This window comes from Burkholderia sp. Bp9140, assembly GCF_003853425.1.
In the GTDB taxonomy this organism is placed as follows: domain Bacteria; phylum Pseudomonadota; class Gammaproteobacteria; order Burkholderiales; family Burkholderiaceae; genus Burkholderia.
Genome location: NZ_QTPQ01000011.1, coordinates 153,705 through 175,556 on the forward strand (window position 1 = coordinate 153,705; position 21,852 = coordinate 175,556).

Sequence of the window (21,852 nt, forward strand, 5' to 3'; positions counted from 1 at the left end):
CAACTGCACATCATCAGATCTTGCCCAATCGCGCACGCTCACCGTCCGTCAGCGCTGCCCGCTGCGACGGCCCTGCCTGTCCGAAACCGAGAATAGACACGGAACTTGACGCGTCGTAGCCAACCTGCTGCTTGTGCTTCTTCGCCCCATCGCCGCCGGCATCACCAAATCCCTCGACCTGCACCGAAATCGTCCAGCGCCGCGCCGACGCACCGGAAGCGTTGTTCTTCGCCATTTCCTGCGCGACCTGCGTCGCCGCCGACGCAGCCGCGCTCGCGGCCGTCAGCGCACCCGTGTTCACCGCCTGCACGAGCGGGATACCGGTCGCCTTTCCCGTCACCTGAATGTTGTCCGCGTTCACGACGCGCAGCGCCGCGACGTTCAGGTTGCCTGCCCGAATCCCGGCGTCGCCCGCATCGACCGTGCCGCGCGGCGCAATCAGGTTGATCGTACCCGGCGGCACACCCGGCACGCTCTGCAGCGTCGCGATGCCCGCACCGGTCACCTGCCCGCGCGCATCGACCGTGCAATAGTGGTTCGCGTCGCACTGATATTGCGGCGCCGGGGTATCGGCCGACGACTTCGCGCCCTTGCCGGCGTTGATGTCGCCGTTCGAGCTCCAGATCGTCATGTCGCCCCCCTGCTCGGTGAAGATCCGGCTCTGCGCGAGCAACACGCTGCGATCCGTGAAGATATTCACGTCGCCCTTCTCGAGCGTCAGGATACCCATCGACCCCGGGCCGGCGATCACGGTTCCCTTGTCATTGACGATCTGCGGCGGCGCGGACGTGCTCCCGACCAGCGCCTGCCCACCCGGGCCGAGAATCGATACGCTGCCGCCCTGCTGCGTCTGGATGGTCGTGCCGCGCATATCCAGATCGCCGGTGTCGACCTGCTTGTTCGCGCCATTGCTACCGCCACCGAGACTGTTGGCCGTGTAGCCCAGCGAAGCCGGGAACAGCGTATCGAGCGCCTGATAGCCTCTGGCATATTTCTGAAAATACGGGCTCGCGGGATTGTTGTAGTCCTCCCCGACCCGGGCCAGCACGTTGAACAGCACCTGCTCGGCAAAGAGCTGCTGGACATACTGCGGAAGCGCCTTGAATTTCGACCACGCTTGCGCTGCCGTCAGCGGTGCGATTGCAGGCTGATCGTTCACCAGCCCCGTGTCGACCGCCTGGCCCGCTTCGTACTGCTGCACGAATGCGATCAGCGCGGGCGTCGTGCCGGGCACCCCTGCCACCGAGCTCGCCGGGTCGATGTATGTCGAAACGAACGTCGCAGTATCGACGCCCGGCCCCACGCCGAACAGCACGTTGACGTTCGCGCTTTCATGAGGCAGGTACGGGTTATTCGCGTTACCGATTGCATTTATCCCGGTAAGCACACCCTGAAGATTCACTTCAATCTGGTTGGTCAGCGGTCCGATGTTCCGCCCCGCCTCGATGTCGAACGTGCCGGGGCCACCCAGTACCAGTGCCGGAACGACGGCGTTCACGGTACCCGCGTACGGCGTATCGTAGATATCGCGCCCGGCCACGATACGCGTCACATCGGACTTGCGCAGGTTCTGCCCCTGGAAAGCGAGGTTGACGATGTCTTGCCCGGCCTGGATGAACGTGGGCTTGTCGATCGAGATAGGAACGAGTTGGTCGTAAAAGCCGGTGGTCTGCACAATCCCGTCGACAATGTCGCCATTCAGGCTATAGATGCGCGCCGGAACGGTATCGTCTTCGTGCAGCGCGCTGGATGCATGAGCGGCCAGCGTCTTGTCGGTCAGGAGCGGCACATTGGCATGAGGATTCGTGGGGGACGGCATCGACGCAGGATCCATATCGAGCATGCCGAACACCGGGCTGGCACCCCCTATCGCACTGCTCGCGAGGCCATTGAGGCTGGAGACGTTGATCGACTGATCCGCGATCAAGCTCAGATTGCCCGACGGCGATGGCGCGAGTTCGCCGCTGGACGCCACCGTGATGCCGCCGGTGAACGCGGTCAGGTTCATCGAGGCCGGTAACACGAACGACATATCGTTGCGACCGGGAAGGTTGCTGGACGCCCCGCCTCCTATCGTGTCGATCCCGCTCAGCGTGCCGATTGCCACGTCGCCCGTCGTCGACATGATACTGACAGCCGAATTCGTCGAATAGCCTTGCGCGTCCGCGTACTGCCCATAGGCGTTCAACAGTGCGCTACTCTGCACATACGACGGGTTAAACACGCGTCCGATGCTGGCGCCCTGGCGGGCACTCACGTCGAGCGTGCCATCCTGTGTCGCAAGCAACGTATCCAGCGCACCAGGCGGCTGTCCGACGGACAGCGACGGCAACGTGATATCCGAGCCGATCTTCCCGTCCGCGGCAATCGTGCCGACGCCCTTCGCGACGAAATAGCCGCCGCTCAGAATGTCCCCACCGGCGTGTACCGTCAGGTTGCCGCCACCGACCGTATTGACCGTCGGGTTATCCGTATTGGCCGCGGTCAAATACCACGTCGTCGGCAGCGACACCGACAGATCGGAAATATTCCCGCCTGCGGACACGGAAATGTTGCCGCCAGAACTCAGCACGCCCTGGTCGAAAGCGCCGAAATTGATCGACGTTCGGACTGTCTGTATCGCAGGAAACGTCGCGCCGACGGTTCCCGTCGGATTGCCGATCTGCATCCACTGCCACCAGAATTGGCTGATATCGCTGCCTTGCTGGCCTGTCACCTCACCTGTCGCATCCGTCAAGCGCTCGGCACCGACGATGTTCCCTTGCGCGTGAATGGTGATATCGCCGGCGGAGTCGGGGTTGACGGCCGGCGTCACCAGAATGTCCTGCTTGCCGGTCCACAACGGATGCACGATCGCGACATCGCTGCCCTGCGCGGGCGCTCCGGCAGCCGGAGCACCCGCCGTATAAATGACACCGGGGACAACCATCACGCTCGGATCGTTCGCCGGCGTCGAACTCGCGTCGAACAGTGCGATGTCGTTCGCGGCCGCCACGTCGATCGATCCCGTACCCGTGCGTAGCGCTGTTGGCGCAATCAATGCCAAACCGTTGGCGTCGACGTAAGCGGTGTGGCCGTCGAAGGTCACACTGCCGTTGCCCGGCGATTTCGTCGAAGCCGACACAGCCTGTACGGCAAGCGGATTCGTGCTGCTCAGATCCGCACCCGCCACCACGCGGAAGGAACTGCTTGCTCCACCAGCCAGAGAGGCGGACTGAAGCGGGACAGGATTCCCTGCGGTTGCAACCGGTGCTGGAGTGTTATCGGTTACGGCTGGCAAGCTGATTGTCGACGTCGAGATTACCGCAACAGGCTGCACAGCCGGTGGTGTAACAACGTCCACGAACGGAAATGGATCGAGTTGATGCTGGTTGCGATAGCTGGCAGCCGCTAAAAGATATGTCTTGTATTGATTCAAATAGATCAGATAGGAGCCTGGATTGACCGCCTGCTCCGATGCGGTTGGCGCAATCGGAGCAGTGAGACCTGCCACTGATTGACCGGTGCTTCGAAAAATGCTGATGATGTCGATGTTGTCATTGGTCGGATCCCATCGGAACATGGAATTGATCGTAGTGGCTGTCTCCGTCAGATAATTCGCATACGCTGAATACAATGCATAGTATTCCGCTATTTCATCCGGAGTCCCGCCCGTCGGCTGACCAGGCCCAAAAGCCAGATTCCGATTGGACCCAAATCCGTTTTTTCCAAAGTAGGCGAGCGTGTATCCGTAGTGATATCCAAATGAACCGGACGGCATGTCGTAAATCGACTGCGTCGCACTCAACGTGGACAACGCCGGCACCGGAATCGTACCCCCGCCGCCAAGCGGATTCGCGATCTGGAAGAACCCGTCCGTCAGGCTCGCCTTGATCTTCACGTTGTTCTCGGCGCGCAGCGTCACCACCGGCGCGTCCCCGTTGAAACGGAACGCGAGATCCGTCGGCGACGTGCCGGCACCCAGGTTCCAGTTCGTCAGCACCTGAATGTCGCCACCGTTGATCGCCCGGCTCGGATTGTCCAGCTCGATGCCCGGTACCACATGGACGTTCGCGACGTTCTTCCCCGCGAACGGATCCACCAGCGCGTCGAGCCCATGCTGAACGAAGCCCATCAGCGTACCGGGCGTCGTCGCGGTCGCACCGCCAACCTGATGGCCGTAAAACGTCTGGTGATCGGCATTTGCCGCGCCCGGCGCGAAGTACGTGCCGTTCATCCCGCCGAAACCGATCGACGCCACGCCGTTGCGCAATTGCGCCTGATCGCCTGCACTGCCCGTCAGCACCACTTGCGCGCCGGTCGAGTTGTTCGTCAGCGTGCCGCCACCGTCGCCGCTTGCATTCGGCGTGAAGCTGAACGTTACACCGCTCGTGCCCTGCGCCGTGAACGTACCGGCAACCAGATGTCCGTTTCCGTCGTACCAGCCTGCCGGATCGATGATGCCGTCGAAGTGCTGCGCATGCGTCGTCGCATCGGTCGTGCTCCATACCGCATAAGCCTCGAGCGTCGTCGCGCGCGACCCGACAATGCCCTTGCCGTCGTTGAATGCCGCCGGCGGATCGACGTTGACGCCGCCGTCCGCGAGCAGCGGCGCACGGAAATTCACCGTCCCGCCCGATAGCCCGCCGGCCGTGCCGCCCGACACGTCGATCAGCGCGTTTGCCCCCAGCGTGATCGTCCCCGCGTTCGCACGCGCGATGTTCTCGTAGCCGTAAGCCGCGTTGTACGGATTCGCGACGGTCGGATCGAACATCGCGCTGGTGCCGATATCGACCTTGCCGCCACGCTGCTTCGGATCGGAGCCGCGCGCCAGCAGCGTACCTTCGATATCCACCCCATTGCGACCGTACAGGTCAATCTCCCCACCTGCCTTGCCCGATGCGTCGATCGTGCCGAACACGTTCACGTTGCCGTTGACCGTGTCCGCCGCGTTGCCCGCCCCGCCGTCCGCCGTAAGTTGCACCGTACGCGCGACGAGCGTGTTGCCCTGCGACAGCGTCAGGTTGCCCGTGTTCGTGCGGATCGCGATCGACTGGTTCACGCCGCTCGACGCGAGCGTCTTCGACAGCGTGTCGAGATCCGCCGCGCCGCCCGTATTCAGCGAGAACGAGCCACCCGCATAGCCGTTCGCCGCACCGCCCTTGATCGTGCCGTTCAGGTTCACGCCCTGTTGCGGCGCGGACAGCGCAAGGCTGCCTGCCGCGCCACCGCCATTGGCGCCGGAAAAATCGACCGTCGAGCCCGCCTGCACGTCGACGGTACCGGCGTCGGCCGTCAGCGTGATCGATCCGGCCGGCGCATAGCGCGTCACATCGAAGAACTGCTTCGCCACGCCGGCCGAACTCACTGTCGAGCCGCTGCCGATCGTCAGATTGCCGCTGGTCGCCTCCAGGCTCACGTTGCCCGCCGGCGCGGCAATCGCCGCGCCGTTGTCGGCGATCGTGCCGCCGATGAAATGCCACGCACCGCCGACCGGCGTCTTCGTCAGCGCCGTGCCCGATGCGCCATTCAGCGTCAGCGCACCAGTCGTCTTCACGGTCGACGCGGAGCCCGTGTCGGCGAGATATACCGGCGCACCGAGCGCCACCGGCAGTACGCCGAAATCGAACGTACCCGTGCCCTGACCGACGATGCCGCCGGTCGCACTCATCGTCACCGCGCCGAAACCGCTCAATGTCTTCGTGCCAGTGCCAAAATCGATCTCCTTCGCGTTGACCGTCAGCGCGCCGTTGCCCGGCGCGGCCACGCCGTTCGGCGCCCCGGTCTCGTTCGTGAACGCGATCTGCTGCGCATTCAGCGTCACGTGGCCGCCATCGCTCGTGAACGTGCCCGCGCTCAGGTCCACGCTATTACCGAACGTCGCGTTCACGTCGCCGACGAAGCCGATCGCACCGTAGCTGCGCAGCGCCACCTGCTGCGCGTTCGCGAACTGTGCCAGGCCGGCCGGATCGACCACGAAGCCCGGCAGGCTCGCGGCCGCGCCGCCGCTCGCGTTCGTGAACGTGATCGCCGAACCGTCAGCCGTGATCGCCCTGGCCGACAGCACCGCGGACGGATCGACCTTCAGATCGCCGGACGAATCGAGCATCAGTGCCTGGCCACCTGCGAGCGTCGCACCGGCGCCAACGGTCAGCAGGCCCGTGCCCGTCCCGCCCGTGCGCGTCAGCGGCGCCATCGCGCCGTTCGATACGCGCAACAGTGCGCCATCGCCGACGATCGAAAGCGGCTGATCCTTCGCCGCCGGATAATCGCCCTGCGCGGCGACCGACGCGCCTGCGTCGACGCGCAAACCGTTCGGCGCGTTCGGATCGGTGCCGCTGCCGTCCGCCTTCGTGACGAGCAGGATCTCGGGGCCTTTCAGCGTCGTGCTCCCGTCGTTCGACACGACGACGCTGTTCGCGATCGGCGTGATCGCAACACCCTGCGCCGTCGCTTGACGCGTGCCGCCGATCAGCAGGCTGCCCGCGGTCAGCGAATCGAGATCGCTTGCGCCGATCTGCAGATAGCCTGCCAGCGCGGCACTGCCGCTGCCGGTGATCTGAATGTCCCGCGACGCGATATCGACCTCGGCCGGCGCGCCACCGGGGCCGGCAGCGGTGTTCAACGTCGCGCCGAGCGTAAGCGCCTTCGTCGCCGCCAGCACCAATTGACCGCCATCCACCGGCAACGGCGGCGTCACGCTGCCTTGCTTGGCCGCCTGCGTGGCAAAGAATTTGTTCGCCCCCGTCAGCGTGTACTGCGAGTACTGCTGCCAGACCGGGCCAGACTGCACGTTGAACAGCGTCGGCGTCGCGTTGCGGCCGCCCGTCAGCGCGTCGGCGAAATAACCTGCCGTCGTGACCGTCCCGTCGGGCAGCACGGTGCTCGCGCCCGGCACGACGGCGCCGGCCGTACTCGCCACCGTGACGCGATACGCGCCCGGCAGCGTCGCATACTTGCCCGGCAGCAGCGTGTAATAGCCGGCGGCCAGTCCCGGCACGCCGGACAGATACACCGCCCTGCCGATCCCGTCGCTCAGGCCGGCCTGCCCGACACCGAGCGTCGCGGTCGTCGTGGTCGCCGTGCCAGAGGCGCTGGTGGCCGGCTGGACGGTCTGCGCAAACACCGGATCGTAGGCAGCCACCGGCGACTGCGCACCCGGCAAAATCGCGTAGACATTGCCCGCGCCGGCATTGACCGGTACGGCCGCGGCGCCCTTTCCGCTCGCATAACTCACGTTGTATTGCGACAGCACATCGCGCGTGCCGCCGGTCCCCGGCACCCACTCGGCCGCCTGCAGATCGCCGCCGCCCGACAGGTCGATCGTCGCGCCCTTGTCGAGCGCGACGTTGCCTGCGTTCACGCCGACGTACTTCGCGGGCGGCGCGGTCAGGTCGGCGACTTTGGTGTTGCCCGCCATCGGGTTGAATTGCCATTCGACGCCGTCGACCGTCGTGCCATACGGGATGACCGCGTTGTCGTTCGAGACCGACGTCACGCCGCCGTTCGCGAGCCTGACCGATTCCGTCGCAACGAGCGGCAGGCCGTTGAATTGCGCCTGCGTCGCCGTGCTGGCCGGATCGCCGACACCGAATACGAGCGAACCCGACGGCGCACGCACCGTGCCACCCTGCACGATATTCGTGGCATCCACGAGCAGCGTGCCGCCGGCCGACAGCGGCGTGCCCGACGCGCCGTTCGACGCGAACGTGATCGTCGTCGGGACAGGCTTCCCCGTGGCCGGATCGTTCGGCCCGACCGCATCGACGATGAACGTGCTGCCGGTCGCGGGATAGAGATCCGCCGCCTTGAAGGTCAGGTTGCCGGAGGTATAGAGCATGCCGGCCGCAGCGAGGGCGGTCGACGACGTCTGGGGCGCGTTCGTCGAGCCGAGGCGAATATCCCCGCTGCTCGTGAAGTTCGCCTGCCCGAAGTTGTCGAGCTGAAACTGGTTCGTCAGATCGATGAACGACGCGTTCACGTTCAGCGTTGCATCGGAAACCGTCGCGACCGGCACGAACGCCGACGACCGCGACGTCAGCGTCGGCCCGTTCAATGCGACATATGGCGCATCGATCTCGACCGTCGTTCCGGGCATATGCTGCGACGGCTGCGCGAGCAGTGTCGAAAGCGTCGTCGAGGGCGCAGAAAGGAGCGTGGCGAGCTGGTCCTTCCCGATTGCGGCGATCCGGCCGGCATTCAGCGTCACCGACTCGGGCAAGCTCAGGTTCACGTTTCCGGCGAACGCAATCAGCGGCGCCGACGATGTCGCGCTGCCCAGGACGAGATTCGCGATGCCGGAGCCGTCCAGCCGGTCGGTGGCGAACTGAATGACACCGGTCGGCTGACCAATCGGCAACCCGGTCGTCGAATCGATCGCCGTGTTGAAACTCTGCCCCGCTACCAGCCCGACCGGCGTCAATTCGCCGCTTTGCCGGATGACGAGCGTAGCCTCACCGGTACCGGCCCTGTTCTGTTGCGGCAGAATCGTCAACACGCCGCCCCGCGCCTGTGCGGCACCGGCGTGAGCAGCCAGCGTCGCGTCGGCAAAGAGCCCATACCCGGCGGACAACGTGATCGAACCCGCATCGCTCCACACCGGCTGCGACGCATACGTCCCGTTCGACTGCAACTGGTCAAAGTTGGCCGAGGTGCCCGACACGTCAATTTTTGACCCCGGCTGAGCGACCACGTAACCCGCGTCGCTCGACAGCGTGACCGAGCCACCCGGCAGGACCTTGCCGGTATTCGGCACGACGACGGCCGTGCCGATCCTGACCGGCGCCGCCAGCGGGTTCACGAGCGCTGTGCCCGACACGTCGAGCGTGGCGGCCGAGCCGAGCCAGACCGATCGACTGTCGCTCGGCACGAATATGCCGTATTGCCCCGTCTGCGCGAACGTGCTGCCTGAATCCGCGCTGAGCGTGATCGAACCGCCGGGCGCGACGATCGAGCCGAGCACCGTCACCTGTGTCGGCGAACCGAAGCCGATGTTCGCGCCGGCATCCGCATGAATCGACGCGCCGGACGACAACGTAACGGCACCCGTCACCCCCGGATACGACGGTGCCGTATTCGCCGGCGTGATCCATGACGCGTCATTGCCGCCCGTCAACACGAGGCTCGTGGGCTGCCGGTGATAGTCGTCGAGACGACCCGACGTTGTCAGGCCCGACGTCGACAGGTTGGCGCCCGTCGCGGTTTGCTGAAGCGCCGGCACATCGGGAATCAGATTGCGTTGCGTCAGCGTGATGGCCGCACCGGGCGCCACGGTCGCGTCGTAGTATGCGTTCAACACATACTTGCCGAAACCCTGCTGCGCGAAAAAGCGCTCCGGCAAATAGACATCCCACGGCGCGGCGGCCTTCGGATCGCCGCCGATCTGGAAGCCGAGTGCCTGCAACGCCAACGTGCCACCGCCCGAAAAACCGTCGCTGAGGATCGTCCCGCCGAGCGCGATCGTACCGCTGACGGGTTGCGTGGTCGGCATCACCTGACCGCCGTCGCCCGTATGACCGAACTGCCGGGTGACCGGCTCCGCGTAGGCCGACAGCGATACGTTGCCGCCGCGTCCGACCGGAATGCCGTTCTGCATCAGCAACTGGCCGTTCGCCAGCAGTTCGCCGCCGCTCGACACGTCGAGCACGCTACCGGGACGCAGCAGAATCGATCCCGTCGCGTCCCTGAAACCGTCGCCCGAGTTTCCGACCGTCTGCTCGGTGGTCGATAACACGATGCTGCCGCCATTGATGAACTGGCTATTGCCCGGCGTCGTGCCCGGTGCGGCCTGCGCGTCGTTGTTGACCCATTGCCCGGCCGCACTGATCACCGCCTGCGGTCCGACAACGATATTCCCGCCGCTCGCAATCGAAATCGTGCCCGACGGTACGATCAGCTTGCCCGCCACATTGACATCCGCGCCGATGGGCACGCTGTTGAGCGAAATGGAACCGCCCGGTTGCAGGGCCAGCTGCGTGCCTTGCGGCACGACGACCCCCTTGCCGCCACTCTTGTCCTCGGTCACGTTCAGGTTCGCGAAACCGCCGTTGTTCAGCGTCGCGACCGGCACCACGGTGGTCGTCAGCACGTTGCGCGGATCGTTCGCGGGCAACGCCTGCAGCGCCGTCTTGTCGAGCGGCGTATCGATCGAGAAACCCGGCGCGATGTCGGCGAGCTGCGGCGCATTGTCCTGCAGTACGACCAGGCCCGCGGTTCCCGACGCGACATCACTGTTGTTCGACGTCAGATGCACCAGCGCGGCGCCGTCGAGTTTCGGATCGGCGCCGAGGTTGAACGTCCCGCCGCTCGGCAGGCTGTTGCCCTGCATCTGCTTCGCGCCACCGAACGCCTGCGCGCTGATGTCGCCGTCCAGCACCGTGGACTGCAGCCCGTAGATATCGAGCGTGCCCGCGTTGCCGCCGACGATGTAGTCGCTCTGATAGACACCCGCGGTCTGCAGCGGGTTGTACCAGGACTTCGTCACGCCCCAGCGCGGATGGGATTCCGTGAACTGGCCCGCGATGCCGACGTAGGTATCGTACGGGCTCGCCTTGTCGATCGGCACGATTGCACCGTTGGCATCGACCAGCCGCGTCGTGTTGACGATTCCGCCGTCGACGTGCACGTAGCCGCCGTTCAGGTTCATCGACGAACCGGTCGCGGTCATCACTTCGTTGCCCGACAACGTGATCGAGCCGCCATTGGTCAACAGCTGGTCGACCGTGCGCGGAATCAGATTCACATAACCAGACAGGTTCAGGATCGGGCTACCGACCCATTGCACGCCGTCGCTGCGCGTGCCCGTCAGCGTGCTGTCGAACACGAGATTCTTGTATCCGAACAGGAAGCCGTTGCGCAGCAGAGGCGAATCCGCGAGTTCGTTCTGGCCGATGCGGTCGACCGTCACGAGCGTCTGCGCGATCGGCACCTCGACGTTCGCGAGGCCCGACACGTCGATCGTCGCACCGCTGTCGACATAGATCCGGCCAGGCACGGCCGTCTGGCCAGCCGGCGCCTGCGCGCCCGATGCGGACGGCGTCAGTGCCGTGACGGAGACCTTCGAACCGGGCGCCTCGATCAGCGAGCCGCCCTGGAACCACACCGAGCCGGCCGTCATCCCGATGCTGCCCGGCGTGAAGGTCGCGCCGGGCGTCGACGGCGTCGTCTGGCCGTTGCCGTCCGGCATCACCGCCGTCACCGAATCGGGGCCGAAGCTGAGCAGGCCCGCGCGATGCACATCGTTCCCGCCATCGCCCTGGCTTGCACCACCGGTTACACGACCCAGTCCAAAGTACGCAGTGCCCGCCGGGTTGTTCGAACTGTACTCGTCAACCGTCGAGATGGTGATCGTGCCCGGCACGTTGACGCTCGTCGTCACGCCCACCACGCCGTTCTGCGCGACGCGGCTGCCGAGCAGGTTCACGTTGCCGCGCGCGGCCTCGACGATGCCGGTATTGGTCAGCGTGCCGGCCGGCGTGATGTCGGTCGTCCCGCCGTTCTGCCCCAGCAACACGATCTTCCCGCTCAGTTCAGGAAGAAGAACCTGCGGATTCGCATTGCCGGACGCGTTCGGCCGCAGGCTAACCCCAACGCCAGCCGCCAGGACGACCTGCCCGTCCGTCGCCTTGATGTGCCCTGCGTTCGTCACGTTCGGCGCGGCGATCATCACGAAGCCGCCATCGCTGACGTTGCCGTTCGCGTGCGTGGTAATCGATGCGCCCTGTTCGATGGTGACGTCGCCCCAAGGCTGGTACTGGCTCGCGGACGTGAGATTGACCTGATTGCCGAGACCAAGCACCTCGTTGGGAACGTAGGACGAACCTGTCACCCCGGTCGAACTGCCCGACTCCGGATACGCGAGCCCGCCCGTCGTCCCCGCCTGCAGACTCAGGAACTGCTTGTTGCTCGCGACGATCCCCGCCGCATCCTGCGCAAGCGTGCTGTCCGTCACAACCGGAATCCTGTTCTGCAGGGTCTGGTTGTAGTTGTTCATGTTCAGCACGTCGAGCGACGACGCCACCAGCGAATGCACGTTCACCTGCGACCCGGCGCCGAACAGCACGCCGTTCCGGTTGATCACGTACACGGCCCCTTGCGCGGTGATGTTGCCGAGAATCTGGCTCGGCCGCCCGCTCGGATCGTTGATCCGGTTCAGCACGGCCCAGTTGTTCGCGCCATTGGTCTGCGTGCCGCCCGACTGGTCGAAGTTCAGCGTGGTCTGCCGGCCGACGTTCATCGTCTCCCACGTCAGCACCGCGTTCTGCCCGGTCTGCTTCACGTCGACGTTCACGTGGCCGTTCGCGTCGGTACTCTGCGTCGGCGCGTTCGCGTTGAACCACAGCACCGGATTGTTCGTATCGCCCGACGCGCCCGCCGCCACCTGCAGCCCACCCGGCGCCAGCCCGTTCGGCACGGTCGACGGCAGCTTCGCCGCGGCGGCCGCCGCATTCTGCTGCGCGGCGATCTGCGCCGCGATCGCATGCGCCGCATAGCCGAGGTTGCGAATCGACGGCTGGCTGGCCTGCAGCGCCTGTTGCGGCGACACGCCGAGATTCGGCACGCCCGGCATCCCGCCGACGCCGCCGGCCCCGCCGCCCGACGCGCGCGCGGTGGCCTGCCCGAGGTTCGTGATGCCAGCCGCGTGCGCATGCGCGGACACGCCCGCCGCGAGCATCAGCACGACCGCCCGGTAGAGCGGGCTCAGCTCCGATTTCAGGACCGGCCGCGAGGCCGCTGCGTGAAGTTGCCGATCCGTACGTGCACGTGCCGCCATTCTTTCCACCCCGATGCTAGGAAATTGCGCGCGGCGCCGGTCGGGCCCCACGCGTGTCGTTGCGCCTGAAGCAGGCCGCTGGAATCCGGAGACCATACGAAGCACGCATGGCAGCGACGTGGCGACTGTTACGGACCATTCCGGCCGCCGTGAAATGGTCCGTAGCTTTTGTCATGGAAGGCCGTTCACGCCAGCGCGGCATGCGTGCGCAGCCGCGTACCGAGCGCGTCGGCCAGCCGCGCGACCACCGCCGGCCAGTCGCCGGGCCGCGCCTGCCGGAACAGCGTCGCGGACGGATACCACGGGCAGTCGTCGCGTTCGAGCAGCCAGCGCCAGTCCGGCACGCGCGGCAGCAGCACCCACAGAGGCCGCCCGAGCGCGCCGGCCAGGTGCGCGATCGACGTGTCGACGCTGATCACAAGATCCAGCGTATCGGCCAGCGCGGCCGTTTCGGCGAAATCCGTCAGCGCGTCCGCGAACGACAGCACGCCGCTCGCGGCGAAAGCATCGGCATCGCGTGCGCGTATCTGCGGCTGGAGGCTCACGAATGTCGCGTCGTGCGCGGCGACGAGCGGTGCGAGTGCGGCAAACGGTATCGAGCGGTTCTCGTCGTTCGCGTGGCGCGGATTGCCCGACCACGCGAGCCCGATGCGCAGCCGGCCCGGCGGCGAAATCGCATCGAGGCGCTGCGCCCACGCGTCGCGCCGCCGCGCATCGGCGCGCAGGTACGGTACGTCGGCCGGCACCGTGTCGAGCGTCGTGCGAAACGCATGCGGCAGGCTCATCAACGGGCATTGCAGGTCGAATGCGGGGGTCGGCTGATCCTCGGTGACGATCCGGCTCACGCCGCGCAGCGTGCCGAGCAGCTCGCCGAGCGCGGCGGGCGCCTCGACAAGCACCGTCGCCCCCCGGTCATGGAGCAGGCTTGCGTATCGACAGAATTGCAGCGTATCGCCGTAACCCTGCTCCGCATGAAGCAGCACCGTCCGGCCCGCGAGCAGTTCGTCGCCATTCCACAGCGGTCGGTCGGCATGACGCCGGTGCAGCACCACGTCAGACGCACGCCAGCGCATCTCGTGCTGCTGCCAGCCCGTTTCGAAATCCCCCATCAGCAGCCGGCAGAACGCCTCCGAACGACGCGCAGTGCCGTTGTGCGGTTCACGCTCACACGCGAGCACGTAATCGGCGAGCGCCGCGTCGTGCTCGCCGATCTGCTGCCGTGCAACCGCTCGCGTATCAATCGCCTGCGCGGTATCGGCAGGTGCGTCGGCCGCCGCCGCGTGGCTCACGAGCGCGTCGTCGTAACGGCCGAGCTGCTGCAACGTCAGCGCACGGTTGTACAGGAGTTCCGCCTGAGCGCCGGCGGTCGCCAGTGCCCGGTCGTAATGCGCAAGCGCGTCGTCGAACGCGCCCAGCGCGCGTAGCGCGGCGGCGCGATTGCGCAGCGCATCGATGTCGTCGGGCACCCGCGCGAGCGCCTCGCCGTATGCGATCGCGGCCTCGCCGTGGCGCTCGAGCCCGAGCAGTGCGTTGCCGCGGCCAAGCCACGCAGCGACATGGTTGCGATCCAGCCCAAGGATCGTGTCGCAACGCTTCAACAGTTCGTCGCGCGCATGCAGCAGGTCGAGCGCGACGCAGCTTGCGTACAGCAACTGCACGTCGTTCGGCGTGCGGGCGAGCGCTTCGTCGAGGCACGCCAGCGCCTCGACCGGACGGCCCAGCTCGGTCAGCACATACCCGCATGCATAGACGAGGTCCGGTGTCTTGCCGCGCACGACCATCGCGAGCTGGTAACCATGCAGCGCCTCTTCGCACCGGCCCAGCATGCGCAGCACATGACCGCGTTCCGCATGCGCGGCCGGATCGTTCCGATCGACGTGCAGCGCACGCTCGACACTGATCAGCGCGTCGGCGGGCCGTCCGAGCTTCCGCAGCGCCTCGCCGCGCTTGATCCAGGATGCCGCAAGATCGCGCGCACGCGTCAGCGCGCAATCGTACGCCGCGATGGCCTCCTCGTACCTTTCGAGTGCAAGCAGCGCGTCGCCGCGCGCCGCGTGGGACGGCGCATGATCCGCATCCCGCGCGAGCGCCAGATCGGCCGCCTCGAGCGCATCTCGATGACGGCCGACGCCGGTCAGCGCGGCCGCATGATTCGCGAGATTCCACGGCTGGTTCAGGCCCAGCTGGATCGATCGCGCGATCAGCGGTTGCGCCCGCATCGTGTCGCCGAGTCGCAGATGAACAAGTCCGAGCAGATGCAGCGCCTCGACGTTGTCCGGCGACATCGTCAGCACACCTTCGTAGAGTCTTCTCGCGCCGGCGAAGTCACGTTGCTCCAGTCGCGCGCGCGCATTGCGCAACGCATCGTCGAGCGCTGCGCGCAGCGAGCCGGCGCCTGCGCCAAGCGCCATGCCGGCGGCCGGACGCGCATTCATCGCGGCTCTCCGCCCATGATCGCCGGCAGTTCGGCCACGATCCGCTCGATGACCGGTGCCCACTGCCCGCCCTCCGGCTGGCGGAACAGCCGCGCGGACGGATACCACGGGCTGTCGTCCCGGTCGAGCAGCCAGCGGAAATCGGGCGTATGCGGAATCATCAGCGCAAGCGGCCGGCCAAGCGCACCCGCGAGGTGCGCAACCGACGTATCGACGCTGACGATGCAGTCCATCAATTGAGCCAGCGCCGCCGTATCGGCAAAGTCCCGAAGTTCATCACCGACGAATCGGATCGGGCTCGATTCGAGCACCGGACGGTCCTCGTCGCGCACCACCTTCTGCAGACTGATCCACTCGTATCGGTCATCGAGCAGCGGCAGCAGCTCGGTCAGCGTCATCGAACGGTTCCGATCGTTTGAATGCAACGGATTGCCGGACCACACGAGTCCGATACGCGGGCGGTCCGACGCGCCGAGCACGCCCTGCCAGTGCTCGACACGCGCGGAGCCGGCCTGCAGGTACGGAACACCGGCGGGAATCGACTCAAGGTCCGTCCGAAACTCGAGCGGCAGGCTCAGCAGCGGGCAATGCAGGTCAAAGGGCGGCAGCGGCTCGCCACGCGTGACCATCGTATCGATGCCGTCGAGCGTCGCCAGGATGGCCTTCAATTCGACCGGCGATTCAACCACGACGCGCGCACCGAGTGCCTTCACGAGCGGTACGTACCGGCAGAACTGCAGCGTGTCGCCGAGCCCCTGCTCGGCGTAAAGCAGGATCGTCCGACCGTCGAGCGGCATCTCGCGCGTCCATCTCGGTTGCGCGAAATGGCGCCGGCTGCCATCGAGCTGCGTATCGCGCCAGCGCCATTCGTATTCGGCCCAGCCCGCTTCGAAATCGCCGATCGACAGGCACAGGAACGCCCGCATGCAGTGCGCGTGCACGTAGTCGGGATCGATGTCGATCGCATCCGCATAGGCCTGCCGCGCATCGTCGTGGCGCCGCAGCGCGCGCAGCGCGTTGCCCTTGTGGAAATGCGCGAGCTTGTCGCGCGGCGTCGCATCGAGCGCGCGCAGAAAATCGTCGAGCGCGGCCTCGTAGCGGTGCGTCTCGAGCTGCACGCGGCCGCGCGTGAACCACGCGGGCGCATAGCTATCATCGAGCGCCAGCGCGCGGTCGCACATGTCGCGCGCATCGTCGTGGCGCTCGACGCGCATCAGCGCGCTCGCGTAGTTGCACAGCACGCCGGCGCTACCCGGCTCGGCATCGAGCGCACGCGCATAGCTGTCGACCGCGTCGCGATAGCGTTCCAGATGACTCGCCGCATTGCCGCGGTTCGCGAGTGCCCGCGCATGGCGCGGCTCGATCGCGAGCACACGATCGCAGCGCACCAGCGCCTCATCGTGCCGGCCGAGCTGTTCAAGCGCGACCGAGCTGTTGAAGATCGCATCGACGAAGGTCGGGCTCGCCGCGATCGCCGCATTGAAATCCGCGAGCGCACGCTCCGGATCGTGCAGATCCAGATACGCGACACCGCGCAGGAACAGCACGTCGGCGCTGCCGGGCGTCTGCGCAAGCGCGTGACCGTAGCTGTCCGCCGCATCGCGGAAGCGGCCGAGCTCGCGCAACGCGAGACCGCGCCCGCGCATCGCATCGAACGTGCGCCCGGCGAGTGAGATCGCGCGGTCGCAATCGGCCAGCGCATCGTCGTGACGGCCGAGCGCACGCAGCATGTCGCCGCGCTTCACGTAGCCGTCGGCGAAACCGGGCGCGAGTTCGAGCAGCCGGTCGTAGGCCGCGCACGCTTCGTCGCATCGCGCGAGCTGCGCGAGCAGGCCCGCCCGCTGAAACAGCGCGCGCTGATGCGCGGGATTGATCGCGAGCGCCTCGTCGAGGCGCGCGAGCGCATCGTGCTCGCGCCCGAGCCCCGCCAGCACCGCGGAATAGTTCGCGAGCGCGAGCGGCACCGGCTGACGCTCGACCGAACGCCGCATCAGCGGCTCGGCGTCGTCGAGGCGCCCCTGCTGGAAGCGCACCGCGCCGAGCAGGTGCAGCGCCTCCGGATGGTCGGGATCGAGTGCGAGCAGTTCCGCATACGCACGCTCCGCATGCTGCAGTGCGCCGTCGCGATGCGCGTTGCGGGCACGCACGAGCAGCCGTTCGAGCTGCGCGGCGTCGGGCGGACGGCGATCCGGCGATCGTGGCGCGGCCGGCGCGCTCGCGAGGGTCGTCCCTTCCCCGTTCGATGTCATCGTGTGGCCCCTGGCTGGTGGTTCTGTTCTGTTGCGTGGTCTCTATCGCACGATTGCATCGATGCCGCCGATCGCGACACGCACCGCGTCGATCACGCCGGCCCAGTTCCCCGGCGCCGGCTGGCGGACCAGCCGCGCGGACGGATACCACGGGCTGTCGCCGCGTGCGCGCATCCAGCGCCACTCCGCCGGATCGGGCAGCAGCACCCAGACCGGCGCGCCGAGCGCACCGGCGAGATGCGCGACCGCGGAATCGACCGCGATCACGAGATCGAGCGCGCCGATCAGCGCGGCCGTATCCGCGAAATCGCCGAGTTCATCGTCGACACCGCGCACCGGCGCATGTGCGAGCAACGCACGGTCCGCTTCGCGCACGGGCTTCTGCAGGCTGATCCAGTCGACGTCGAGGTCGAACAGCGTCGCGAAATGCGCGAAATCGATCGAGCGGTTGTGATCGTTGCGGTGTTCCGGATTGCCGGCCCACGCGAGTCCGATCCGCGGCCGGCGCCGTTCGCCGAGCAATGCGTCCCACTCGCACGTGCGCCGCGGGTCTGCGTGGAGATACGCGCCGCTGCGCGGAATCGTCGTTTCGTCGGTCCGGAACGCATGCGGCAGGCTCAGCAGCGGCGCCTGGCAGTCGAACGCCGGCAACGGTTCGCCGCGTGCGATCACGTGGGCCGCACCGTGCAGCGACGTCATCAGCGCGCGCAGCGGCGGCTGCACCTCGAATATCACGCGCGCACCACGCTCGGCCATGAGCGGCACGTAGCGGCAGAACTGCAGCGTGTCGCCGAAGCCCTGCTCCGCATGGATCAGCACCGTCCTGCCGTCGAGCGGCGTGTCGCCATGCCACGCCGGTTGCGTGAACGGCCGGTAGTGCCGCGCAAGTTGCGCGTCGCGCAGCCGCCATTCGTATTCCGGCCAGCCGCGCGTGAAGTCGCCTTCGATCAGATACAGCGACGCGCGCGCGAAATGCGCCTCCGCATGGTCGGGCTGCAGCGCGATCGCGCGGTCGTACGCGGCGAGCGCATCGTCCGGCCGCGCCGTTTCGAAATGCAGGTTGCCGCGGTTGAGCCAGTTGGTCGCATGGTCGGGGCGCAGCGCGATCGCGCGGTCGAGCGACGCCATCGCGTCGTCGTAGCGGTGCAGGTCCTGCAACACGTTGCTGCGGTTCGTCCACGCTTCGGCGAAACGGTCGTCGCGCGCAAGCACGGCGTCGTAACAGGCCAGCGCGTCGTCGAAGCGCTTCAGGTAACGCAACGCGGTGCCGCGATTGCACAGCGTGTCGACCGAATGCGGGTCGAGCGCGAGCGCGCGTGCATAGCTGTCGAGCGCGTCGTCGTAGCGCTTGAGCCGCAGCAACGCATTGCCGCGGCTCGCATGCGCACGCATATGGCCGGGGTCGAATGCCAGCACGCGCTCGCAACGGGCGAGCGCCTCGTCCGCGCGGCCGAGCCGTTCAAGCGCGACCGCGCTGTTGTACAGCGCGTCGAGCCGCGCGGGTTCGGCCGCGATCGCTTCGTTGAAGGCAGCCAGCGCGTCGTTCGGCCGGTCGAGATCGATCAACGTGCGACCGCGTTCGGCAAGGATCGCGGCCACGCCGGGCCGGATCGCGTTCGCGCGCTCGAAACAGTACAGCGCATCGGCCGGCCGATGCAGTTCGCGCAACACGAGACCGCGGTTGAACCATGATTCGAACGAGCGCGGATCGACCATCAGCGCGCGATCGTAGGTGTCCAGTGCTTCGTCGAAGCGGCCGAGCGCGCGCAGCGCGCCGCCGCGATTGCAGAGCGCGTCGAGCACGAGCGGCGACACCGCGAGCGCACGATCGAAAGACGCGAGCGCGTCGTCGTAGCGGCGCAGCCCGATCAGCGTGTTGCCGCGGCGCACGAGCGTCTGCACGTCGTCGGGCGCCGCGCGCAGCGCGGCCGCGAAATGGTCGAGCGCCTCGTCGACGCGGCCGCGTTCGGCGACGACCGCGCCGAGATCCGACAGCGCGCGTGCGCCCGCCTCGATCGCGATCGACTGGCGCAGCAGCGCTTCGGCGTCGTCCGCCGCGCCGCGCTGGAACTGCAGCACGCCGAACAGGTGCAGCGCCTGCGGATGGTCCGGTGCCTGCGCGAGCACGGCGAGATACTCGCGCGCCGCGTCGTCGAAGCGCCCCGCGCTGTGCCAGTTCTGCGCGCGGCTCAGGATCGCCGCCGCTTGCCGTTGCCCGGACGCGTCATGTCCCGACGCGCCCGCGTGTGCATCATGCCGGTGCTCGACCGTCACGTTAGCCCCCTTCCCGTGTGCCGATGCCACCGCTGAACGGGCCGAAGCGGCCGGTCGCGGCGGTCATGCTCGGGACGAGACTAACGGACGCCCAATAACAGACGTATGACGAAAGTTACGGACCTTTTTGCGGGGGGACGGAACGCCGTTGCGGGCGCGGCACCACGGCTATTGGCCGATCGGAATCGTGCGCACGTATTCGACCGCGGGCGCACCGATCGCGACCGAGAAGCGCACGCCGCGCGGCAACGGCATCCCGAGCGACGTGATGTTGCTGACGCCGTGCTGCGCGAGAAACTGCGCGTACGCCTGCTCGATCGCGGCCTGGCTGGTCGTCCAGCCGCCGGGCGGGATCCACACCGCGAGCTGCATCGACCGCGCGTCGCTGCTGACGACCACGCGCGCGAAATCGTCCAGGTGCTGGAGCGCGTCCTCGACCTCGGCCAGCGACGCGAGCGGCTGCGACGCGCTGCGCATGAGTTCGCGCCCCTTGAGCTGGTAGCGCACGACCTGCACGTGCGCCGGCCCGCTGCCGACGCCGAGATGGCGCACCATCACGAGTTCGTTCGACCGGATGCGCAGCGGCGGCCCGAACACCTCGTCGGCCGTCACGAGGTTCATCAGGTCGAACTGCAGCTGGGAAAAATAGCGGCCGAGCAGACGCGTTTGCGCCAGATTCGACGCGATATCGTCGCGGCCGCGGATCGTCGCGTCGAGACCGCGCCACGACAGCAGCGCGATCACGGCCAGCAGCGCGATCGCGACCAGCATCTCGATCAGCGTGAAGCCTCGCGCGCGCGCTGCCGCGCGCGGTTCAGTGCCGCGCTTCATCCTGGACGACCGTCACGACTTCGGCGAGCACGTTGCGGCTCGATGCCGACGGAAACACGCTGACCGTCACGCGCCGCACGAGCGGGCTCGGCAGCGCGGCCACGGACTGCCGGCACACGAACCGGTAACGGCCCTGCGGGCAAGTGAACGTCTGCGTGCCGACTGGCGGCCAGGTCGATGCGATGCGGATCTCGCCGAGCGCGTTGTCGGCGCTCCACAGCGCGAGCAGGCGCATGCGGGCCGTGTCGGTGTCCGACGCGAGCGCACCGATCGCACGCATCACGGCGCCGAGCGCCACCGCGACGATCGCCAGCGCGATCAGCACCTCGATCAGCGTGAATCCCCGTAGCGGCGCCCGTGCGGCGCGGTAGGTGTCGGTTCTGTCGTCGCACATGACCTGCGTTCTTGTCGATGAGTCGTCGCCGGGCATCCCGCGCCGGCCGCGCGACGCATCGCGCATCGCCGGCACGGCGGACACCGCGCATGCACGTTAAGTGGCGCGCATGGCAAGTGCGTGTCGAAAGGTACGGACCATTTGGGACGGTCGACGCGCGGCACGCGGGCGCGCCCGTGCGTCACGCGATGCGTGACGTGCGACAGCGAAACGAGGGCAACAGGGAAAACGGAAAGGGAGAGGAAAAACGACCGGCAATGAACGACCACGCCGATCCGCGAGCGGGATCGGCGCGACGCGGCGTCAAGCCGTCACGGCGTCGTCATACTCGGCGCGCGCGAGCTGACCGGCGGCATAGGCGTCGGCTTCGCCGCGGAAGCCTTCCGTGCTGAACGCGACGACTTTCACACCAACGCCGGACGCCCGCTTCACCGTCAGCGCCCATTGCCATCCGCCGTCTTGTTCGAAGACGTGCAGCGAGGGTTCGAGGGATGAGTCCAGTACGGTCACGGGTTATGCTCCTGCCCTGCGCGCGCATCGGCCGCGCGCCGGGCATGTCGAAAAAATGCGCCGGCTCGCGGCGCGTTTCAGCCATTCGACAGTCTAGTCAAGGAATGTTGCGACGCACCATCAGGGCTTACACTCGCCTATCAAAACCCGGCGGTCGATCGAAATTCCCCGAAACCCATATGGCGCGGGCCTCGCGGGCATATTTCCGCCGCTCGGCACACCACTCGTGCGTCAACGTGCCGCATGGACGACCGATGATCGGTTCGGTTGAAAACCGCGCGAAAACCGCGCGCGACCGGGACAACCGAGCCGGCTGATCGGTAAGGCTGGCGACTAGTCAGTATGACTCCCCGTGAGGCAGAGGGGCTGGCCTGCAGCAAGGAACCAAACGCGGGTTAGCATCGCTGC

Annotated in this window: 7 protein-coding genes; all 7 read right to left on the bottom strand. The window is 67.1% G+C overall.

The window, feature by feature from the left end; translation table 11 throughout:
* Window positions 1-13 precede the first annotated feature (13 nt).
* Window positions 14-12,652: a filamentous haemagglutinin family protein gene (locus DIE21_RS12010; protein WP_185642761.1), complete on the bottom strand. Its 12,639-nt coding sequence runs from the start codon at window positions 12,650-12,652 to the stop codon at window positions 14-16.
* A 284-nt stretch (window positions 12,653-12,936) separates the two neighbouring features.
* Window positions 12,937-15,186, bottom strand: a complete 2,250-nt coding sequence (locus DIE21_RS12015; protein WP_124497908.1) for a tetratricopeptide repeat protein — start codon at window positions 15,184-15,186, stop codon at window positions 12,937-12,939.
* Window positions 15,183-17,435, bottom strand: coding sequence for a tetratricopeptide repeat protein (locus tag DIE21_RS12020; protein WP_124497909.1), 2,253 nt, complete (start codon window positions 17,433-17,435; stop codon window positions 15,183-15,185). The genes DIE21_RS12015 and DIE21_RS12020 overlap by 4 nt, the downstream gene beginning before the upstream one ends.
* Window positions 17,436-17,477: 42 nt before the next feature.
* Complete coding sequence (locus tag DIE21_RS12025; RefSeq protein WP_124497910.1) at window positions 17,478-19,709, bottom strand: tetratricopeptide repeat protein; 2,232 nt, start codon at window positions 19,707-19,709, stop codon at window positions 17,478-17,480.
* A gap of 168 nt (window positions 19,710-19,877) precedes the next feature.
* Window positions 19,878-20,540 carry a type II secretion system protein J gene (locus DIE21_RS12030; RefSeq protein WP_124497911.1) on the bottom strand — a complete coding sequence of 221 codons (663 nt, stop codon included), beginning with the start codon at window positions 20,538-20,540 and terminating at the stop codon, window positions 19,878-19,880.
* Window positions 20,524-20,934: a type II secretion system minor pseudopilin GspI gene (gene gspI / locus DIE21_RS12035; protein WP_185642760.1), complete on the bottom strand. Its 411-nt coding sequence runs from the start codon at window positions 20,932-20,934 to the stop codon at window positions 20,524-20,526. The genes DIE21_RS12030 and gspI overlap by 17 nt, the downstream gene beginning before the upstream one ends.
* A 303-nt stretch (window positions 20,935-21,237) precedes the next feature.
* The gene (locus tag DIE21_RS12040) at window positions 21,238-21,444 is read right to left on the bottom strand and encodes a hypothetical protein (RefSeq protein WP_124497912.1); all 207 of its coding nucleotides are present in this window, start codon (window positions 21,442-21,444) and stop codon (window positions 21,238-21,240) included.
* Window positions 21,445-21,852 lie beyond the last annotated feature (408 nt).